Origin of the sequence: Rhizobium sp. AAP116, from assembly GCF_001295785.1 — a bacterium.
Classification (GTDB): domain Bacteria; phylum Pseudomonadota; class Alphaproteobacteria; order Rhizobiales; family Rhizobiaceae; genus Allorhizobium.
The window spans coordinates 323,134-341,289 of sequence record NZ_LJIB01000043.1; the positions used below are offsets into that span (position 1 = coordinate 323,134).

The following is an 18,156-nucleotide window of genomic DNA, read 5'->3' on the forward strand; positions in this document are numbered from 1 at the left end:
CGGGTTGCCCCTGCGGTGAATTGCGTTACCTTCGGGCCGTAATCAAGGGAGTAGCATTCGGTGCTCGGACGCATACTGGTAACGCTTGGCGGCCTGCTCGTGGTTGCGCTTTTTGCAGCGCTGCTTGCGCCGTTGTTCGTCGATTGGACCAATTTCCGCCGTGACTTCGAGGATCAGGCGAGCCAGTTGCTCGGCAAGAAGGTCGTGGTCAATGGCGAGGTTTCGGCACGGCTCCTACCGTTCCCGTCCGTCACCATGGAGGATGTCACTGTCGGGACCGACGTGGACGGTACGCCGCTCGTCAGGATCGCCCGCTTCTCGCTCGATGCGGAACTCGCGCCCTTCCTGTCTGGCGAGGCGCGCATCTTCGACATGCGCATCGAGGAGCCGAAGGCGCGTATCCGGCTTTTGCCTGATGGGACGCTTGACTGGTTGCGCGGCAGCAGACCCAGCATTCCGGCGCGCACGGTCGTTCTGGAGAAGGTCTCCGTCACCGGCGGTAGTGTCGAGTTCATCGACGAGCAGTCGGGGCGCAATCGCATGCTCACCGAGTTGGACGCTGCTCTTTCGGCGCGAACGCTTGCGGGCCCCTGGTCGGTCGAGGGCAGGGCCGTATTGGACGGAGAAGCGGCGCAGTTCGGTCTGACGACCTCGGAAGTCTCAGGCGTTGCCCTGCCGCTTCGTCTGCGGATCGAACCTGAAGCGCGTCCCTTCGACCTGATGCTCGAAGGCGAACTGGCGCTGGAAGAGGGAAAGCCGCAGTATGCAGGAAGCTTCTCGTCCACCTGGAAAGTCGCGACACCGGCTGAGGCGCTGGAGCCGGGGCAGACACCTGTGCCTGCACCGCGGATGCGGGGCGAGTTCAAGCTTGCCAATGACAGCATCACGGTTCCGAGCTACCGCCTTGAACTCGGCGAGGTCGTCGACCCTTATGTGATCTCGGGCGAAGCCAAGCTCGACACCGGTGCCAATCCGGAGTTCCTGCTGACGGCCGAGGGCCAGCAGGTCGACGTCAACAGGCTGGCGGCCGATGGCAGCCGGGCCAAGACCTCGCGCAATGGCAGCGTGTCCGTCCAGCAGCGCCTGGCGCTCTTGCTCGCCAGCGCTGCAGAGATCCCGATCCCCAAGGTTCCGGGACGTGCCACGCTGCGCCTGCCGGCGATTGTCGCGGGCGATACCGTGTTTCGCGACCTGCAGCTCGACGTCCGCCCCGCAGGCAACGGCTGGGCCGTGGAAAAGGCCGTCGGCCTTTTGCCGGGCCGCACTCAGGTCGAGGCGAGCGGCCGGCTGACGCTCGTTGGCACGCCATCTTTCGAAGGTAATCTCCTGATCGCATCAACCCAGCCGTCAGGCCTCGCCACTTGGATTGCGGGGCGCGTCGATCCGTCGATCCGAGGCCTTTCCTCGGCCGGATTTTCGGCCTCGGTCAATCTGACGCCCGAACTGCAACGGTTCGAAAACCTGGAGCTTGCGATCGGCGCGGAGCCTCTGAAGGGAAGGATCGAGCGAGAATCGCCCATCGGTCAAGCGGCGAGCCTCTCCATCGATCTGACGGGAGACGGTCTTGATCTCGATGCGGCTCGGGCGATCGTCGCCCTGGTCGTTGGCGAGGATGCCGAACAGCGGCTGCTCGCCGAACGGGTCGCGACCCGTCTGAAGCTCGGCACCCTGCGCGCGTTCGGTGTCAGCGCGGAAGATGTCGAAGCGATCGCCACCTACGAGGCGGGGCAGCTTTCGATCGAGCGGTTCAATCTGGGTAGCGTTGCGGGCAGCGCGATCCGGGTGAGCGGTGCGCTGAGAGAGACAGAGACTACTCCAGTAGGTGAAGCGGAGATCGGTTTCGTCTCTGACGACCCAGGCCCGTTCCTTGCACTGCTGCGGGAACGCCTGCCGGCCAACGCTCTCGTCGATCGCTTGGCCCAGAGCGCGCAATGGTATGCCGACACTGACGTCAAGGGCAGGTTGCAGGTGACGGAGGCGGGTGCCATGACGCTCGGCCTGACTGGCCGCGTCAACCAGACAGCGCTTGCCGCGACAGCCGAGGCTGACGAGATCTCTGCGTTTTTGGGCGGCGGGCAACGCAGTGTAGAAATCCGGCTGGAGAACGAAGAGGCACAGGTCCTGCTCGGGCAGGCAGGTTTTGATCCGCTGCCTTGGACCACCGGTGAAGGTGGTGTCTTGACCTTGACGGTGAATGCCGCAGGTGAAGGCAATGCCGATGCCGTCGTCAGTTTTGCCGGGCCTGTCACCACGCTCGAGGCAACGGCGCAGCTGACGGCTATGGACACGCCTGGCATGCTGGATGGCAAGTGGGATTTGCAGCTCGATAGCCAGGACATCGGCCCCTATCTGATGGCGCTTGGTCTCAGCCTTCCCGACGCGGCAACCGGTCTGCCGCTCAAAGGAGAGACGCAATTCTCGCTTGGCGATGATCAGCTTGCGATCGAAAGCATGACGGGGACGATCGGTGGACAAACGGTCGAGGCTGAGGGGCAGGTGAACCTGACGGGATCCGTTCCGTCGATTGCCGGCACCGTGAGCCTCGATCAACTCGATCTCGACTGGCTTGCGGCGACCATGATCGGCCCGCTCACGGATCCGGTTGATGGCGCCTTGTCGGAGGCGGCTCTTGGCGTCGTCAGCTTGCCCTTCGATCTCGATCTCGGCCTGACCGTCAAGCAATTCTGGCCAGGTGCGGCAGAGGCCATGACGGATGTGTCCGGAACGCTGCGCAACAAGGCCGGTGAACTAAGCTTCGATGACATTGCTGGTGACTGGCTAGGCGGCAAGGCCAAGGGTCGGTTCTCGGTGGCCAACACCGACGGAAACGGCTTCCTGCAAGCCCGCCTCGATCTCGAGGGGGGCGATGTGCTGAGAACGGTCAATTCACTTCGCATCGGACGCGGAATGACCGAGGCCGAAACGCCCGCCGGGCGCATGGATGTGACGCTGGTTGTCGAAAGCGCCGGTAAGACGCCGGCTGAGTTGATCGGTACGGCCAGTGGCTCTGGCGAGGCGCGGTTCAACAGCCTCACGCTCGACCGGCTGCAGCTCGACATCATGCCGGCACTTATTGCCGAGGTGGATGCTTTGGGAACGGAGATCAGTGAGGACAAGGTTCGGGATATCACCGATCGTCTGATCGAGGATGGCCGAACGGAACTGAGGGGATTGGTCCTGCCCTTTGCCTTGTCAGACGGTACGCTGCGCATTCAGGCGGCGAGCCACCAGGCGGATGCGGCCAAGCTCGACGGTGCGCTCAGGCTCGATCTGCGATCCGGCGTGCTCGACGGGGAAATCGGTGTCGCCCTGAACGCCGGAGAGGCCGCCATGGAGGGGGGAGAGCCGAATTTCCGGCTTCTCTTCCGGGGTGACGCGCTCTCGCCCAGTCAGTCACTTGACGTTACAGAACTTACCAATTTTGTCTCTCTGCGCGCCTTCGAGGCCGAGCGGCGGAGGGTTGAGGCGCTGCAGGCAAGCGTTCTCGAAAAACAGAGGCTGAGGCGTGAGGCGGCACTTGCGCGGTCGCGTGCCGAAGAGCGGGCGCGGGCAGAAGCGGAACGCCTGCGGCTGGAAGAGGAAGCGCGGCTCAAGGCGGAAGCGGAAGCGGAAGCCCAGGCTGCGCAAGAGGCCGAAGCAGTTGCTCAACCTGAGGCGCCGGCGGCCACACCGGTGGAGCCCCTGACGACGGACACGGTGCCCGTTGCACCAGTTTTGCCGGTCGCACCGGAAGAGCGCGTGATCCGTCAGCCCTTGCCAGAGATGCGGTTCGAGGGACTGCCTGGGGTCAACTGACCGGATTGCGTTGGACGTTCGCCTCTGCCGGTCGTTCCAAGACCTTCTCCTCCGCCTCCTCAACCGCCTGCTTGAACTCTCGCAACACGAACAGGCGGAGGGCAGAGGAGAGGTTCGAGTCGAGCGGCCGGCTTTCGTCGATTTCGGCGATCAGGGCAGCAAAGCTCAAACCGCGTTTCCTGGCGATGGTCTTCAACTCGTCGAGGAAGGGATCTTCGACCGAAAAACTGGTGCGGTGTCCGTGCAGGGTGATCGAGCGTTTGCGGATCATGGCGGTCACCGTCTGGATGTTCGAGGTATGGCCGTCCCGATGCGCCCAGGCATCTTTTCGGATCAATCCTGCTCGGGCTTCTCGATCCGCCCCTGTTCGTGCTGCCGGGCTGCCTTGTCGTTGCGTGCCTTGGTCAGCGATTTTTCCGCTTTGGTTCTGCCATGGCTGATGCGGTTCTGTTCGGCCACGCTCTCCCGCTCGTCGCGGGCTTTCGCCTTGCGGAACTGACGGAGATTGACGATGTCGGCCATGGTCTCAACTCCACGGAAAAGGCCGGGCAGGGGCCCGGCCGTTCGTCATGTCTTCACTGCTTCTTGCGGAAAGCGTCGAGTGAAACGACGGAGCCTTCCTTCTTTTCTTCCGTCTTTCCGGCTTCCGTCTCTTCCGTCTTGGCGACGGCTTCCAGCGGGTAGGCGGTGATCTCGGCCTCGCCTTCCTCCTCGTCGACCAGCGGCACGTCGAATTCGAGTTCGAAGTTCACGGAGGGGTCGTAGAATCCACGGATGGCGTTGAAGGGCACCACGAGCTTTTCCGGTGTGTCGGAGAAAGAGAGGCCGATCTCGAAGAGGCTGTCGGTTACCTTCAGGTCCCAGAACTGGTGCTGGACAACGATCGTCATCTGCTCGGCATATTTCGCCTTGAGATGCTGGGAGATCCGTACGCCCGGCGCGCCGGTCAGGAAGGTGATGAAGAAGTGATGGTCACCCGGCAGGCGCCCCGTCGCGGCAACCTCGGCCAAGACCTTGCGGATGACGCCACGGAGTGCGTCCTGGGCCAGAATGTCGTAGCGAATATGGTCGTGCCCCATCAGATCCCTGCTTTCGTTATCATGCCGATTTTCAGCGGCTTATGCCACGACGCGGCGGCGCGGAAAAGCCCCGGCGCGTGAAACTGGTTCGCGCAATGTACATCAAATCTCTGCCTGCTGGTAGCAGCGAAATCCGAAGCAAAGTCATGGGGAAAGACTGAGGGTTATTTGTGCGTAGGAGGTAGGTGAAGGCTTCTGTTGCCAGGTGCCTTCGGACCCCGCCTTAAGGGGCTAACCCTAAGGACTTAGAGCGGGTTTCCCGCACCGCCATTAGGCAGCGAGAGCGTAACCCTTAGCGTTGTTGTCGTTTGCAACTACACTTGTGACCCGATAACGGCGGTATCATGCCGAGCAAAAGTTCGATCTTTACGCCCTTGTCGATCCTATTTCGCCCCCATCAAAAGCCGGTCTGAAAAGATATCAGATCCGACCGGTTTTTGGTGGAGGCGCCGGGTACCGCCCCCGGGTCCAATAGGTTTATTACACCGACCGTTTATTGCCATAGCCGGAGCAAGCCCCGGCAAAGGAGATATAGGTGTTTCCGATCCCGATGAAAAGAGGGCGAACGGACCGGAACGCGGATTATGCCGCGCCGACGGGGAAAATCCATGAAACCGCATTGGTTCGGGGCTCCGGCAGCGATAAGGTGACATCGTCAACGACTCGATGAATGGACCCATGCACCAGTATCACGACCTTCTGCGCCACGTTTTGGAAACCGGCAGCGATCGCGGTGACCGCACGGGAACCGGCACCCGCTCCGTGTTCGGTTACCAGATGCGCTTTGATCTGGCGGAAGGTTTTCCGGTCATCACGACGAAGCGCTTGCATCTGAAGTCGATCATTCACGAGCTGCTCTGGTTCCTGAAGGGCGATACGAATATCGGCTACCTGAAGGAAAACGGCGTCAGCATCTGGGATGAGTGGGCCGACGAAAATGGCGACCTCGGTCCCGTCTATGGTGCCCAGTGGCGCTCCTGGCCTAATTATGACGGCGGGCATATCGACCAGATGGCAAAGCTCGTCGAGAGCATCAAGACAAACCCGAACTCGCGCCGCCACATCGTCACGGCCTGGAATCCGGCGCTGGTCGACGAGATGGCATTGCCGCCCTGTCACTGCCTCTTCCAGTTCTATGTGGCCGACGGCCGCCTTTCCTGCCAGCTCTACCAGCGCTCGGCCGACATCTTCCTCGGCGTTCCCTTCAACATCGCCTCCTACGCGCTGCTGACGCTGATGATTGCGCAGGTGACCGGTCTGGAACCGGGTGATTTCGTTCATACGCTGGGCGATGCCCATCTCTACGCCAATCATTTCGATCAGGCGAAGCTGCAGCTGACGCGCACGCCGAAGGCGCTGCCGGTCATGAAGCTCAATCCCGGCGTCAAGGACCTGTTTTCCTTCGCGGATGACGACTTCAACTTGATCGGCTACGAGGCCGATGCAAGCATCAAGGCGCCTATCGCCGTCTGACGGTGTGGTGAAACAGGTTGGACATGGCTGACATCAAGACCGTCATCATCGTTGCCGTGTCGCAGAACGGGATCATCGGCCGCGACGGCGACATGCCGTGGAAGCTCTCGGCGGATCTGAAACGCTTCAAGGCGCTCAGCATGGGCAAGCCGCTGGTGATGGGACGCAAGACCTTCGAATCGGTCGGGTCGAAGCCGCTGCCAGGGCGGCCGCATATTATCGTCAGCCGCAGTCAGGACTTCGACATGCCCGGCGTTGAAACCGTGACGAGCCTGGACGAAGCCCTTGAACGGGGCAGGGCAATTGCGGCCGAGCTCGGTGTGGACGAGGTGTGTGTCGTTGGTGGTGGCGAGATTTACCGCCAGGCACTGGGGTTTTCCGATCTCCTGCATGTGACCCATGTCGAGACGGTCGTCGACGGAGATACCTCATTCCCGACGATCGATCCTGCGACGTTCGAATGTGTCGAGGAAATCGACGTTCCGCCCGGCGAGAAGGACAATTACCCCACGCGCTACGCGATATACCGTCGCAGGGATGCCCGATAACGCAAAATTTGCCCTTTCCGAAGAAGAAGTTGGGCCCCTCGCGTTGAAAGCGGGGGCTTCGATACCTATAACCCTCTGGAACCTCATGCATGTCGGTCGATCGATCAGCGGGCGGGGGACTTGGGAGCTTTTACAGCAAAGAGGTATTGATGCCCTGGAGCAATCAAAACGGCGGCGGCGGCGGTCCTTGGGGCGGCGGCGGTGGCGGCGGTAACAATCAGGGCCCCTGGGGGCAGGGGCCAAACCGACCACGTGGAAACGGCGGCGGCGGCGGTGGCGGCAACCAGCCCCCGGATCTGGAGGATCTGATCCGCCGAGGTCAGGATCGACTGAAAAACATCGTGCCCGGCGGGTTCAACGGCGGTGCATTTGTGATCGTCGGTATCGTGCTGGTCGCCTTCTGGGCGATGCAGGCCGTCTATACGGTTCAGCCGGACGAGCGCGGCGTGGAACTTCGCTTCGGTAAGCCGAAGGAAGAAATTGCGATGCCGGGCCTGCATTTCCATCTCTGGCCGATCGAAGCGGTCGAGATCGTCAAGGTCACCGAACAGCAGCAGAACGTCGGCAGCCGCCCTACATCGAACAATCCCGGCGCCGGCCTGATGCTCAGCGGCGATCAGAACATCGTAAGCGTCCAGTTCTCGGTGCTCTACACCGTGTCGGATCCGCAGTCCTATCTGTTCAACCTCGAAGATCCGACGCAGACACTGCAGCAGGTGTCCGAAAGCGCCATGCGTGAGGTGGTCGGTCGTCGTCCTGCCCAGGACGTCTTCCGCGACAACCGCGAAGAGATCTCGACGCAGGTTCGCGACATCATCCAGGGTACCATGGACACCTATGGCGCCGGCATCGCGATCAACGCGGTTCCGATCGAAGATGCGGCACCGCCGCGTGAAGTGGCCGAAGCCTTCGAAGAAGTGCAGCGTGCCCAGCAGGATGAAGATCGTTTCGTCGAAGAAGCCAACCAGTACGCCAACCAGCGTCTCGGTCAGGCCCGAGGCCAGGCAGCACAGATCCGCGAAGAGGCAGCCGCCTACAAGGATCAGGTCGTCAAGGAAGCAGAGGGTGAGGCGCAGCGCTTCATTTCGATCTACGACGAATATGTGAAGGCGCCTGATGTGACGCGCCAGCGTATCTACCTGGAGACCATGGAGAACGTCCTGCGCAATTCGAACAAGGTGATCATGGGCGATCAGCAGGGTGTCGTACCGTACCTGCCGCTCAATGAACTCATGCGCCAGCCGGGCAACCAAACGACCGGCCAGTCTACGACGGGAGGGAACTGACATGCAGAACCGTCTTCCCTATTTCCTCGTCGCCCTCGGCGTCGCATTGTTCTTCGTCTACTCGTCGATCTTCGTGGTCAACGAGCGTGAACAGGCGATCGTTCTGCGCTTCGGTCAGATCCAGGACGTGAAGAGCGAGCCGGGCATCTATTTCAAGCTGCCCTTTGCCTTCATCGATGCTGATCGTGTCCAGTATGTCGAGGATCGCGCGCTTCGCTTCGATCTGCCTGACATCCGTGTTCAGGTCCGCGGCGGTGCGTTTTATGAAGTCGATGCATTTGCCGTCTATCGCATCAGCGATGCCCGCCGTTTCCGTGAAACGGTGTCGGCGGACCGCGAAGCTGCCGAATCGCGTCTTCGCACCCGTCTCGATGCAGCGCTCCGCCGCGTCTACGGTTTGCGGAACTTCGATGCGGCGCTTTCCGAAGAGCGTGGTTCGATGATGTCCGACGTTCGCAACGATCTCCAGGCGGCGGCTGAAAGCCTCGGTCTGCAGGTCACTGACGTTCGCATTCGTCGTACCGACCTGACGCAGGAAGTCTCGCAGCAGACCTTCGAGCGGATGAAGGCTGAGCGTTTGGCCGAAGCAGAATTCATCCGCGCCCGCGGTAACGAAGAAAGCCAGCGTCGCCGGGCTATCGCCGACCGTCAGGTCGTCGAACTCCAGGCCGAAGCGCAGCGCGATTCGGAAATCCTGCGCGGTGAGGGCGATGCCCAGCGAAACAACATCTTCGCTGATGCGTTCCAGCGGGATCCGAGCTTCTTCGAATTCTATCGCTCGATGCGCGCCTATGTTGCATCCATGAGCAACCAGGGCACGACGATGGTGCTGTCGCCCGACAGCGACTTCTTCCGCTTCTTCAACAGCGGAGCAGGCACGGGCAACTCGGCGACACCGACACCCGCACCAGCGGTTGCCCCGCAACCGGCTACGCCGCCGGCGCCTGCCGGCAACTGACACCATGGACGACCTGCTCGCAGGGATCGCCATATTCATGATCATCGAGGGGCTGGCCTATGCGCTGGCCCCTCGTTTTCTTGTGCGCATGGCCCGGCTCCTGCCGCAGATCCCGGAGGATCAGCTGCGTCTGCTCGGCCTCACCGCGATTACCACGGGCGTGGCAATCGCGTGGTGGGTGCGCGGCTGACAAGATCTGGTCGCAAGTCGAGGTTAGATCTCTTCCGGCAATTGTGATTTTCCCTCAGCCCATTCCGCCTTATGTTCACTACGACCCCAGACAAGCCAGTGAGGAAGCCGATGATGAAACCTGCCCGCGCGTCGCGAATGATTCTATCGGCGCTTCTCACGGGGACGGCCCTGATCGTCGGGACCGTGAGTGCACCGAACCCGGTGGTCGCCCAGCAAGGACCTCAATCCGTTGCCGATCTCGCAGGCGGCCTGCTGGGCGCCGTTGTCAATATCTCGACGTCGCAAAGCGTTGCCGACGAGGGCGATGGTCCGCTTCCGCAGGTTCCGGAGGGCTCGCCCTTTCAGGAATTGTTCGAGGATTTCTATCGGAATCGCGAAGGTGGCGGGACCAACAACAAGGTGAATTCACTGGGGTCCGGCTTTGTGATCGACCCGACTGGTTTCATCGTCACCAACAATCACGTGATCGAAAACGCCGATGACATCGAGGTCATTTTCTCCGACGGTTCGAAGCTCAAGGCGACGCTGGTCGGCACCGACACGAAGACCGACCTTTCCGTTCTCAAGGTCGAGCCGCCGCAGCCGCTGACATCGGTGAAGTTTGGCGATTCCAAGACAATGCGAATCGGCGACTGGGTCATGGCCATCGGCAATCCGTTCGGCCTCGGGGGCTCGGTGACCGTCGGCATCATCTCGGCAAGCGGCCGCAACATCAATGCCGGCCCCTATGACAACTTCATCCAGACGGATGCGGCGATCAACAAGGGGAATTCCGGTGGACCGTTGTTCAACATGAACGGCGAGGTCATCGGCATCAACACCGCGATTATATCGCCGAGCGGCGGCTCGATCGGCATCGGCTTTGCCGTGCCGACGGAATTGGCTGAAAACATCGTCAATCAATTGATCGAGTTCGGCGAAACGCGTCGTGGCTGGCTCGGCGTTCGCATCCAGCCGGTTTCCGACGAGGTGGCGCAGAGCCTGAAGATCGACCGAGCCCGCGGCGCGCTGATCAGCGGCATCGTCGAGGGTGGCCCTGTCGCCAACGGGCCGATCAAGGTCGGTGACATCATCACCACCTTCAATGGACGGGCGATTTCCGAAACACGCGACCTGACCCGTATCGTTGCCGAAAGTCCGATCGGTGAACCGCTCGACGTCGTGATTCTGCGGGACGGGCAGGAGCAGTCGGTGAAGGTGACCCTTGGGCGTCTTGATGATGACGAGGTCGCAAGCAACGAGACGGATCCCGAAACCACCGTCGAGCCCAATGAGGAGGGCACGGCACCCGATGGCGATCAACAGGCGCCTGCAGAGCCTCCGGCCGACGAGGAGGCCCCTGACGGAAACGAGCAGGGCGAGCCTCCGGCTGCGCCCGATCAGGCACAGCAGAGCGCGCCCGTGACGGAAGGCTTGATCGGTGTGGAGTTGACAGCACTTACCGATGCGAACCGTCTGAGCTTCTCGATTGCCGAAGGTGTCGAAGGCGTTCTCATCACCCGCGTGCTTCCCGGCTCCAAGGCCGAAGGCAAGGGGCTGAAGGTCGGCGAGGTGATCGTGGAGGTCGCCCAGGAATTCATGAAGACGCCGCAGCAGGTTGCGGAAAAGCTCACCAACATCAAAGGCGAGGGGCGTCGCAGCGGCTATCTGATGATCGCCGACAAGGACGGCAATCTTCGTCTCGTGGCGGTCCCGCTGGAATAGCTCAGGCGTAGAGCCTCTCGACCGAGGTGCTGTTCTGCCTCAGATATTCCTCGAACTGGTCGACCGGCATCGGTCGGCCGGCGAGGAAGCCCTGGATCTCGCCGCAGCTCATTTGCCGAAGCAGGTCGAACTGACCCCGGGTTTCGACCCCTTCTGCGGCGACGCTCATGCGCAGATCGCGCGCCAGGCGAATGACGGAGTCGACGATGGCGCGGCTGTCGGCATTGGTCTCAAGGTCGGATATGAACGACTGGTCGATCTTCAATTTGTCAAAGCGATACTGGCGCAGGTAGCTCAAGGATGAGAAGCCCGTGCCGAAGTCATCGAGCGCTATGCGAAGCCCGAGCCTTGCAAGGGAGGCAAGGGTCTGTTCGACCCCGATCGTGGTTTCCATCAGCAGACTTTCCGTCACCTCCAGTTCGAGACGGTGAGCGGGCAGGCGGTTCTGCTTCAGCGCGCCTTCAACGAGTGGCAAGAGCCCCGGGCTCAGAAACTGGCGTGAGGACAGATTGACTGCCACGCGGATGTGGTCCGGCCAGTTGACGGCGTGCTTGCAGGCCTGCCGCAGAACCCAGCTGCCGATTGCGCCGATCTGGCCGGATTCTTCGGCGATCGGGATGAATTCGCCAGGGCTGATGGGGCCGAGCGTCGGATGGTTCCAGCGCAGCAATGCCTCGGCACAGACCACCTGCCGGCTCTGGGCGTCGACGAGCGGCTGGAAGTTGACGGTCAGGCTCTCCTGCGCGACTGCGAGCGCCAGTTCCTGTTCGATCAGATTGCGGCGTCGCGCAGCGGCATCCAGCGAGCTATCGAAGAAGCGGTAACGGTTGCGTCCGTCTGTCTTGGCCCGATAAAGGGCAAGATCGGCGTTGCGCATCAACTGGTCCGGATCGGTGCCGTCGATCGGGGCGCAGGCGATGCCGATGCTGACGCCGACATGGGCCGTGCCGCAGCCAAGACTGATCGGTTTGCCAAGCTTTTCGATGATGCGGGAGGCGAGGCCCGCAGCGCTTTGCGGATCGTCGCCAGACATATGGAGGATCGCAAATTCGTCGCCGCCAATGCGCGCCAGCGTGTCGGTCTCGCCGCGGATCTGGCTCAGAATGCTGGCAATGGCGCGCAGCAGTTCGTCGCCGCCGGCATGGCCGAAATTGTCGTTGATGTGCTTGAAACGATCGAGATCCAGCAGCAGGACCGAGAAAGGGTCGCCGAAGCGCTGATAACGCGATACCGCGCGTTCGAAATCTTCGGAAAGGAGAACCCGGTTGCCGACTTCCGTCAACGGATCATGCCGGGCCATGTGTTCGATGCGCAGACGGCTTTCGCGGCTTGCCGTGACATCGCGAGCTACTCCGCGATAGCCGCAGAACTGCCCTTCCTCGTCCTGTATTGCCTTTGCCGTCAAGGACCAGATCGCCAGTTCCCCTCCCAGTTCGACACAGATATCCTGATCACGGAAGGACTGTCTCGTCTCCAGACAGGTGATGAAGTTCTCCCTGCAGTCCATGCCCTCGATCCCGACGGCGGCGAAGGGCATGACCGCGGCGAGCGGCTTGCCGATCACCATGGCTTCGGGGACCTGCATCTGTTCGTAGAAACGGTTGGAGGCGCGAACCAGGTTGATATCTTCGTCGGTGCCCCACAACCAGTCCGCCGCATTCTCTTCGAAGTCGTTCAGCAAGAGATTGATGACGTCTCGCTGTTCGTCGGCTGCAAGTTTGGCCCGGACGCGCTCCGTGAGACTTCGGCAGACCGCGAGCGACGAGCGGATGATGATCGCGGCGAAGATCAGGTAGAGGACGAAGAGATAGGCGCCGACGATGGTCGGATCGCGGGAGAGGGCGATCGCAGCCCCGACGGCAACGGTGCCGCAAAAGACGATCGATGCCGGCGGGATGGTCGCCAGGGCGAAGCCGCCGCCGCCGGCCATGCCGACTGTGAGCGCGATCAGGACCATGCGTTGTGTTTCGTCGGCTGTGTGGTAGGCGGCCACATCAAGGGCTGCCCAGAGGCCGCTCAGGACCGCGGCATAAATGACCGCGCGAACTGTCCCGCGCAGGCTGGCCCGCTCGCGCATGCCGCGTTTGCGATTGCGCCACCAGGAAAGGGTTGTAAAGGCCACGACAGTCAGGATCAGGCCGCAGATCACATAGACTTCGGTCGCGGACGGGCTGCCGTAAAAGGCAAAGACTGTCAGGACTGCGTTGCAGAGGTTGGCCACCATCATCCACGGCGTGCTGGTACCGACGACCGACAGTCGGACTGCGCGGATACGCTCTGCCTCTTCCGCCGTCTGGTCACCTTCACCAAGGCGCAGGAAGCGGTCGTAAAGGTTCGCAATCGGTGCCGCGACATGCGCGGAGAACATCTTCTGCATACGGAAGTTCGTAGCAGATACATTTTAAGTCTCAGTAAATTAGGAATATCACCTTGTTCGGATCTCGATGGATTCGAACTGTGTTCTGAACAATACATGCCGCTTCAGGTGCGGATGCGTTTCGGGGACCTTGGGATGATCGAAATCCTGGCCAATCAGACGCTGCATGCCGATCCTTTGCGTGACAGCGATCGAGCGATGATTGCGGTCCACGGCAAAGGCATGGACGTCGGGTAAGCGGAGGTCGGCGCGCGCGTATTCAATCAGTCGAGATGCCGCTTCGGTAACGTAGCCTCGACCCCAGAAGCGGGTGGCCAGCCGCCAGCCGATCTCGATTGCTCCCTCGGGCAGGATGCCGGGAAGGTCCACGGGTGAGAGGCCGCAGAAGCCCATCGCTTCGTTGGTTACACGATCGGTCAGCGCGTAGAAGCCAAGACCCGTTTCGCTGATCATGTCCCGGTTCCGGTCGAACAGGATGTCGCATTCGGCATGGCTGCGGCGGAGCGGGAAGAACTCCATGACCTTTTCGTCGCGGTTGATCTCGTAGAACAGGTTGCGATCCTCGTCCTGCCAGTTGCGCAGGATCAGCCTCTCCGTCTCGACGATCAGCATGATCAACCCTTATTCGGTCACGAAGTCCGACTTGCGGTAGCCCTGCAGATAGAGAAGCGCGGTGAGATCGCCGTGGTCGATGCGGATCTTCGCCTCGGCGGCTACGGCCGGCTTGGCATGCAAAGCGACGCCGGAGCCGGCGATGCCGAGCATGCCCAGATCGTTGGCGCCGTCGCCGACGGCAATTGTCTCGTTCGGGCTGACGCCGAGGCGGCCTGCGATGTCGAGCAGGGAATCCACCTTGGCCTGCTTGCCGAGGATCGGTTCGGCAACCTCGCCGGTCAGGACGCCGTCCTGCTCGATCAAGATGTTGGCGCGGTTCTCATCGAAACCGAGCATGGTGGCGATCGGTCCGGTAAAGACGGTGAAGCCACCGGAGACGAGTGCGGTGTAGCCGCCTTTCGCCTTCATCGTCGCAATCAGTTCCTTGCCGCCCGGCGTCAGCGTAATGCGCTTTTCAATGACCTCGCCGACGACCGAGATCGGCAAGCCCTTCAACAGCGCCACACGTTCGCGCAGGGCCGGTTCGAAAGCGATCTCGCCGTTCATGGCGCGGGCCGTGATCTGGGAGACCTTGTCCTTCAGACCGACCTCGGCTGCCAGTTCGTCGATGCATTCCTGGCCGATCATCGTCGAATCCATGTCGGCGATCAGGAAGGACTTGCGGCGGGTATCGGCATCCTGGACCGCGACATCGACGGGCTGCCCCTCCAGCGCCTGCCGCAGGGCGCGTTCGGCCTCGATCGGATCAGTGCCATCGGGAAGGGGTATGTCGCAGGCGATCCCGTCGGCCAGCCAGTAGAGGCGCGAGGACGCGACGGCTTCGGTGGCCTTCTCGGCGAGGGCCCGGCTCAGAACAGGGTTTGACGGATTGGCGACAAGCGTGGCAACCAAGGCCATGATGGAAGATCCTGACAAGAACAACGACGCGATCCTGATAACCGGGCCGACCGCCAGCGGCAAGTCTGCGCTCGCGCTTCAATTCGCCCGCCGCCATAACGGAGTCGTCATCAATGCCGACAGTATGCAGGTCTACGACACGCTACGCGTCGTCACTGCCCGCCCGGGCGAGGCAGAGATGGGTGGCGTGCGGCACGAGCTCTATGGTCATGTCCCGGCCGGACGGACCTATTCGACCGGCGACTGGTTGCGTGAAGCGGGTGCGCTGGTCGAACAGTTGAAGCACGAGAAGCGTCTTCCGGTGTTCGTCGGCGGCACCGGGCTCTACTTCAAGGCGCTGACCGGCGGGCTTTCGGAAATGCCCGCAATCCCGGCCGACCTGCGGGTGGAGATCCGCCAGCGGCTTCAAACCGAGGGTGCCGATGCGTTGCATCGGGAATTGATTGAGGTAGATCCGGCGATGGCGCAGCGCCTCAGTCCGGGCGATGGACAAAGGATCGTGCGGGCGCTCGAGGTGTTCCGGGCGACAGGACGGTCGATCGCCGAGTTTCAGAAGCAGTCCGGACCGCAGCTGGTCGATCCGGATCGCGCCCGCAAGCTCGTGGTCCTGCCAGATCGCACGGTGCTGCACGACCGGATCAACAGGCGCTTCGAACAGATGATGGACGAGGGGGCGATCGAGGAGGTCGAAGCGCTTCTGTCGCTTGGCCTTAAGCCGGAGATGCCTGCCATGAAGGCGATCGGCGTGGCGCAAATCGCCAACATGCTTGCCGGCCGGATCACCCGACACGAGGCGGTCGAGCGCGCGTCTGCTGCGACGCGCCAATACGCAAAGCGCCAGATGACCTGGTTCCGTAACCAGATGGATGAAAGCTGGGAAAGGGTCGACCCGGCAGTTTTCCGGATCGGCTGACGTTTAGTCGCGCTTGTAGAGGCTCGATAGCGGCTTTTTCAGAATGCTCTCGCGCAGGGAGGAACCACCTTCGCGGCGCAAGGGCTGGGATCCGAACGTTGCCGAGGGGGGATCGGCAGCTGCGGTATGAGCCGGAGCCGGGGCTTCCATGCGTTGGCGAGGCGCATCGTCGCTACCAGAACGGGGCAGCATGTCCGGACGGTAGGGCTCGATCGTCGGCGTCTCCGAGGCTGGCAATGCCTGTCGCTGCAGCGGCGTCTCGAAAGGCTGACGCGTCACGGGTGACGGTGATGTCATCGGGAAAGAGGCTGCGGTCGGTCGCGCCGGTGGCTGTGGGGCAGGCGACGGGCGCAACGTTTCGAAGGCTCCGTCGTCGTCGAACTCTTCATCGTCATAGAGGCCTTCCGGCGCAGACGGCATGCCGCCGAAAGTGGTCTCGAAGCTCTGCTGGAAGGCTGAGATGTCCGGCCCGGCTATGGCACGCATACGACCGACAATGGTGCGGAGATCGACGGTGTCAGGCGTTTCTTCGGTCTGTTTGGCGTTGACGCCGTTGGCTTTCGGCAGCGCCGACTCCGCCACACGGGTGAAGCGCATGCGCATGGGAACGGCGATCGCCTCACCGAAGGCGATGGCTTCGCCGTTGCCGATCGAGGAAATGAAGCTGGTGGTCGAGATCGAACTGTCGGGGATGGCCGAGCGGATGATCTCCTGGTCGCGGTCGTTGGCAAGGCGCATGGCAAACAGCGTCGAGCACTGCGACAGGATCGTCTGGTCGAGTTCGCCCGGGCGCTGGGTGATTACACCCAGCGAGACGCCGTATTTCCGGCCTTCCTTGGCGATGCGGGCGATGGCCTGGCGCGTCGGGAAGAAGCCGAGAGTGGGGTCGGCAGGCACGTAGCGGTGGGCCTCTTCGCAGACGACGAGCATGTGGATCGCGCCGTTCGACCAGAGCGCCAGTTCGAAGGCCATGCGGCAGAGAACCGAAGCAACCGAGTTGACGACTTCCGACGGTATGCCGGCAAGCTGGAAGGTCGAGATCGGGCGGTCGTCACCCGGGATGCGGAAGATATGCGCGATCGTCTCCATGATCGTGTCGCTGATCGTATTGTTGGAGAACATGAAGTGATAGCGCGGGTCGTTGACCGCCGACATGATGCGCATTTTCAGCGAGCGCAGGAATGGTTTTTCGCCGCGACCTTCGAGGCGTCCGATGCGCTCGTCGATGAGCGCGAGCAGGTCGGCGATGCGGTAGGGCACCGGTGTGTCGGCGGTCATCGAGCTCTTGTCGGCCATGCGCCGCATCAGGGCACTCTCGTTGCCACGGAAGGCGCGTTTGGCTTCGGGCATCAGGTCGCGCAGGATGTCGAGTTCTTCGGCAACTGGAGGGCGGCCGCGGAACAGGACCTCGGCAAATTCGTCGAGGCGCATGAGCCAGAAGGGCAGGTCGAGCGTGTCGGTGTCGATGACGACGGCAAGCTCGGGGAAGGCGGCGGCAAATTCGTTATGCGGATCGAGAATGAGGATGCGCAGCTTCGGATCGCTTTCGATCGCCTTGCGCAAGAGCAGCGAAACGGCGGTCGATTTGCCAACGCCGGTCGAGCCGACCACGGCGAAGTGCTTCGACAGCATGGACGGGACATGGATCGTTGCGTCGATCGTTTCGTCCTGGGTGAGCTTGCCGATGACTGCTGTGTCGCCGAGGCGGGTGTCGTAGATGCGCAGAAGATCGGCCGCACGAATGCGGTGGGCGATGGCTCCGAGATAGGGATAGCGCGAGATGCCGGTCGAGAAGAGTTCCTGGCCGTCTTCGTGAACGTAGACTTCGCCGAGCAGTTCGACCTCGATGAGAAACTGGTTGTCAGCCCCTTCGCCCCAGTCCTTGCCCTCCGTCTGCATGGAATAGGCGAGTGCTACGACGCGGTTCTTGCCAACGGTGATCGAGATCAGACGACCGACGGACCAGAGCTCCGTGAGATCCGTGCCGCCGTCTTCGGCGACGGCTGCAATCGTTGCACGCGCGCCGTTGCAGGCGACGACGCGTCCGAGCATCCGGTTGCCAGGCCGCATGCCATCGCGGCGGTCTTGATCTCCGGCTGCGCCGGACTTGCGAAGATCATCATTCAACAAGCGCATTCTCCCTGCTGGCGCAAGCTTATGGGGGCGCGCTTAAAATTTCGTGTAACGCATTAGGCTGGCGGTGATGATTTATCATTGTCTGCGCAACAAACTTTCGCTTTGGCGTCGGAAATTTTGCAAAAGATGCGTTGACGCTTGCGGGCTTTCTGGCTAACACTTCGACCCATGAAAAACTCGGTT

At 61.9% G+C, this 18,156-nt stretch carries 15 protein-coding genes and 1 other RNA gene; 8 read left to right on the forward strand and 8 right to left on the reverse strand.

What is annotated here, in order from left to right; translation table 11 throughout:
- The first annotated feature begins 60 nt into the window (after positions 1-60).
- A complete protein-coding gene (locus IP85_RS21615) occupies positions 61-3,795 on the forward strand; it encodes an AsmA-like C-terminal region-containing protein (RefSeq protein WP_054151718.1) in 3,735 nt (1,244 codons plus the stop codon).
- On the opposite strand, the gene IP85_RS21620 is transcribed toward IP85_RS21615, so the two are convergent.
- The 4 genes from IP85_RS21620 to ssrA all read right to left on the reverse strand — a co-directional run bounded on the left by IP85_RS21620 (position 3,788) and on the right by ssrA (position 5,435).
- Positions 3,788-4,066 (reverse strand): ribbon-helix-helix domain-containing protein, encoded by a 279-nt coding sequence (locus IP85_RS21620; RefSeq protein ID WP_054151759.1) that lies wholly within the window; start codon positions 4,064-4,066, stop codon positions 3,788-3,790. The two genes, IP85_RS21615 and IP85_RS21620, sit on opposite strands and share 8 nt — an antisense overlap.
- A 62-nt stretch (positions 4,067-4,128) precedes the next feature.
- The gene (locus tag IP85_RS21625) at positions 4,129-4,317 is read right to left on the reverse strand and encodes a DUF4169 family protein (protein ID WP_054151719.1); all 189 of its coding nucleotides are present in this window, start codon (positions 4,315-4,317) and stop codon (positions 4,129-4,131) included.
- A 53-nt stretch (positions 4,318-4,370) separates the two neighbouring features.
- The gene (locus tag IP85_RS21630) at positions 4,371-4,874 is read right to left on the reverse strand and encodes an SspB family protein (protein WP_054151720.1); all 504 of its coding nucleotides are present in this window, start codon (positions 4,872-4,874) and stop codon (positions 4,371-4,373) included.
- Between the two features lie 184 nt (positions 4,875-5,058).
- Positions 5,059-5,435: a transfer-messenger RNA gene (gene ssrA / locus IP85_RS22090) on the reverse strand.
- 117 nt (positions 5,436-5,552) lie between these two features.
- Between ssrA and IP85_RS21635 the strand changes: the two genes are divergently transcribed.
- The 6 genes from IP85_RS21635 (at position 5,553) to IP85_RS21660 (ending at position 11,035) form a co-directional block, all read left to right on the forward strand.
- Complete coding sequence (locus IP85_RS21635) at positions 5,553-6,347, forward strand: thymidylate synthase (protein WP_054151721.1); 795 nt, start codon at positions 5,553-5,555, stop codon at positions 6,345-6,347.
- Between the two features lie 23 nt (positions 6,348-6,370).
- Positions 6,371-6,895 carry a dihydrofolate reductase gene (locus IP85_RS21640; protein ID WP_054151722.1) on the forward strand — a complete coding sequence of 175 codons (525 nt, stop codon included), beginning with the start codon at positions 6,371-6,373 and terminating at the stop codon, positions 6,893-6,895.
- Between the two features lie 149 nt (positions 6,896-7,044).
- Positions 7,045-8,181 (forward strand): FtsH protease activity modulator HflK, encoded by a 1,137-nt coding sequence (gene hflK / locus IP85_RS21645; RefSeq protein ID WP_054151723.1) that lies wholly within the window; start codon positions 7,045-7,047, stop codon positions 8,179-8,181.
- 1 nt (position 8,182) lies between these two features.
- Complete coding sequence (locus tag IP85_RS21650; RefSeq protein ID WP_054151724.1) at positions 8,183-9,139, forward strand: protease modulator HflC; 957 nt, start codon at positions 8,183-8,185, stop codon at positions 9,137-9,139.
- A gap of 4 nt (positions 9,140-9,143) precedes the next feature.
- Positions 9,144-9,329, forward strand: coding sequence for a DUF2065 domain-containing protein (locus tag IP85_RS21655; RefSeq protein ID WP_054151725.1), 186 nt, complete (start codon positions 9,144-9,146; stop codon positions 9,327-9,329).
- A gap of 110 nt (positions 9,330-9,439) precedes the next feature.
- Positions 9,440-11,035: a Do family serine endopeptidase gene (locus IP85_RS21660; RefSeq protein ID WP_054151726.1), complete on the forward strand. Its 1,596-nt coding sequence runs from the start codon at positions 9,440-9,442 to the stop codon at positions 11,033-11,035.
- Position 11,036: 1 nt separating this feature from the next.
- Here the strand turns inward: IP85_RS21660 and IP85_RS21665 are convergent, their stop codons facing one another.
- From IP85_RS21665 to serB, 3 genes are read right to left on the reverse strand one after another with little or no spacing between them, the layout of a single operon-like run.
- Positions 11,037-13,412 carry an EAL domain-containing protein gene (locus IP85_RS21665; RefSeq protein WP_054151727.1) on the reverse strand — a complete coding sequence of 792 codons (2,376 nt, stop codon included), beginning with the start codon at positions 13,410-13,412 and terminating at the stop codon, positions 11,037-11,039.
- A 48-nt stretch (positions 13,413-13,460) separates the two neighbouring features.
- Positions 13,461-14,024 carry a GNAT family N-acetyltransferase gene (locus IP85_RS21670; protein ID WP_054151760.1) on the reverse strand — a complete coding sequence of 188 codons (564 nt, stop codon included), beginning with the start codon at positions 14,022-14,024 and terminating at the stop codon, positions 13,461-13,463.
- Between the two features lie 9 nt (positions 14,025-14,033).
- Positions 14,034-14,924 carry a phosphoserine phosphatase SerB gene (gene serB, locus IP85_RS21675; RefSeq protein WP_054151728.1) on the reverse strand — a complete coding sequence of 297 codons (891 nt, stop codon included), beginning with the start codon at positions 14,922-14,924 and terminating at the stop codon, positions 14,034-14,036.
- Between serB and miaA the strand changes: the two genes are divergently transcribed.
- Positions 14,923-15,837 (forward strand): tRNA (adenosine(37)-N6)-dimethylallyltransferase MiaA, encoded by a 915-nt coding sequence (miaA, locus tag IP85_RS21680; RefSeq protein WP_054151729.1) that lies wholly within the window; start codon positions 14,923-14,925, stop codon positions 15,835-15,837. The two genes, serB and miaA, sit on opposite strands and share 2 nt — an antisense overlap.
- A gap of 3 nt (positions 15,838-15,840) precedes the next feature.
- On the opposite strand, the gene IP85_RS21685 is transcribed toward miaA, so the two are convergent.
- On the reverse strand, positions 15,841-17,967 hold the full coding sequence (locus IP85_RS21685) for an ATP-binding protein (RefSeq protein WP_054151761.1): 2,127 nt from the start codon (positions 17,965-17,967) through the stop codon (positions 15,841-15,843).
- Positions 17,968-18,156: the final 189 nt, after the last annotated feature.

Bases quoted from the DNA above. Each gene is read 5' to 3' on its own strand.
- IP85_RS21620 (WP_054151759.1), bottom strand. From the start codon at position 4,066: ATGATCCGCAAACGCTCGATCACCCTGCACGGACACCGCACCAGTTTT.
- IP85_RS21625 (WP_054151719.1), bottom strand. From the start codon at position 4,317: ATGGCCGACATCGTCAATCTCCGTCAGTTCCGCAAGGCGAAAGCCCGC.
- IP85_RS21630 (WP_054151720.1), bottom strand. From the start codon at position 4,874: ATGGGGCACGACCATATTCGCTACGACATTCTGGCCCAGGACGCACTC.
- IP85_RS21635 (WP_054151721.1), top strand. From the start codon at position 5,553: ATGCACCAGTATCACGACCTTCTGCGCCACGTTTTGGAAACCGGCAGC.
- IP85_RS21640 (WP_054151722.1), top strand. From the start codon at position 6,371: ATGGCTGACATCAAGACCGTCATCATCGTTGCCGTGTCGCAGAACGGG.
- hflK (WP_054151723.1), top strand. From the start codon at position 7,045: ATGCCCTGGAGCAATCAAAACGGCGGCGGCGGCGGTCCTTGGGGCGGC.
- IP85_RS21650 (WP_054151724.1), top strand. From the start codon at position 8,183: ATGCAGAACCGTCTTCCCTATTTCCTCGTCGCCCTCGGCGTCGCATTG.
- IP85_RS21655 (WP_054151725.1), top strand. From the start codon at position 9,144: ATGGACGACCTGCTCGCAGGGATCGCCATATTCATGATCATCGAGGGG.
- IP85_RS21660 (WP_054151726.1), top strand. From the start codon at position 9,440: ATGATGAAACCTGCCCGCGCGTCGCGAATGATTCTATCGGCGCTTCTC.
- IP85_RS21665 (WP_054151727.1), bottom strand. From the start codon at position 13,412: ATGCAGAAGATGTTCTCCGCGCATGTCGCGGCACCGATTGCGAACCTT.
- IP85_RS21670 (WP_054151760.1), bottom strand. From the start codon at position 14,024: ATGCTGATCGTCGAGACGGAGAGGCTGATCCTGCGCAACTGGCAGGAC.
- miaA (WP_054151729.1), top strand. From the start codon at position 14,923: ATGATGGAAGATCCTGACAAGAACAACGACGCGATCCTGATAACCGGG.
- serB (WP_054151728.1), bottom strand. From the start codon at position 14,924: ATGGCCTTGGTTGCCACGCTTGTCGCCAATCCGTCAAACCCTGTTCTG.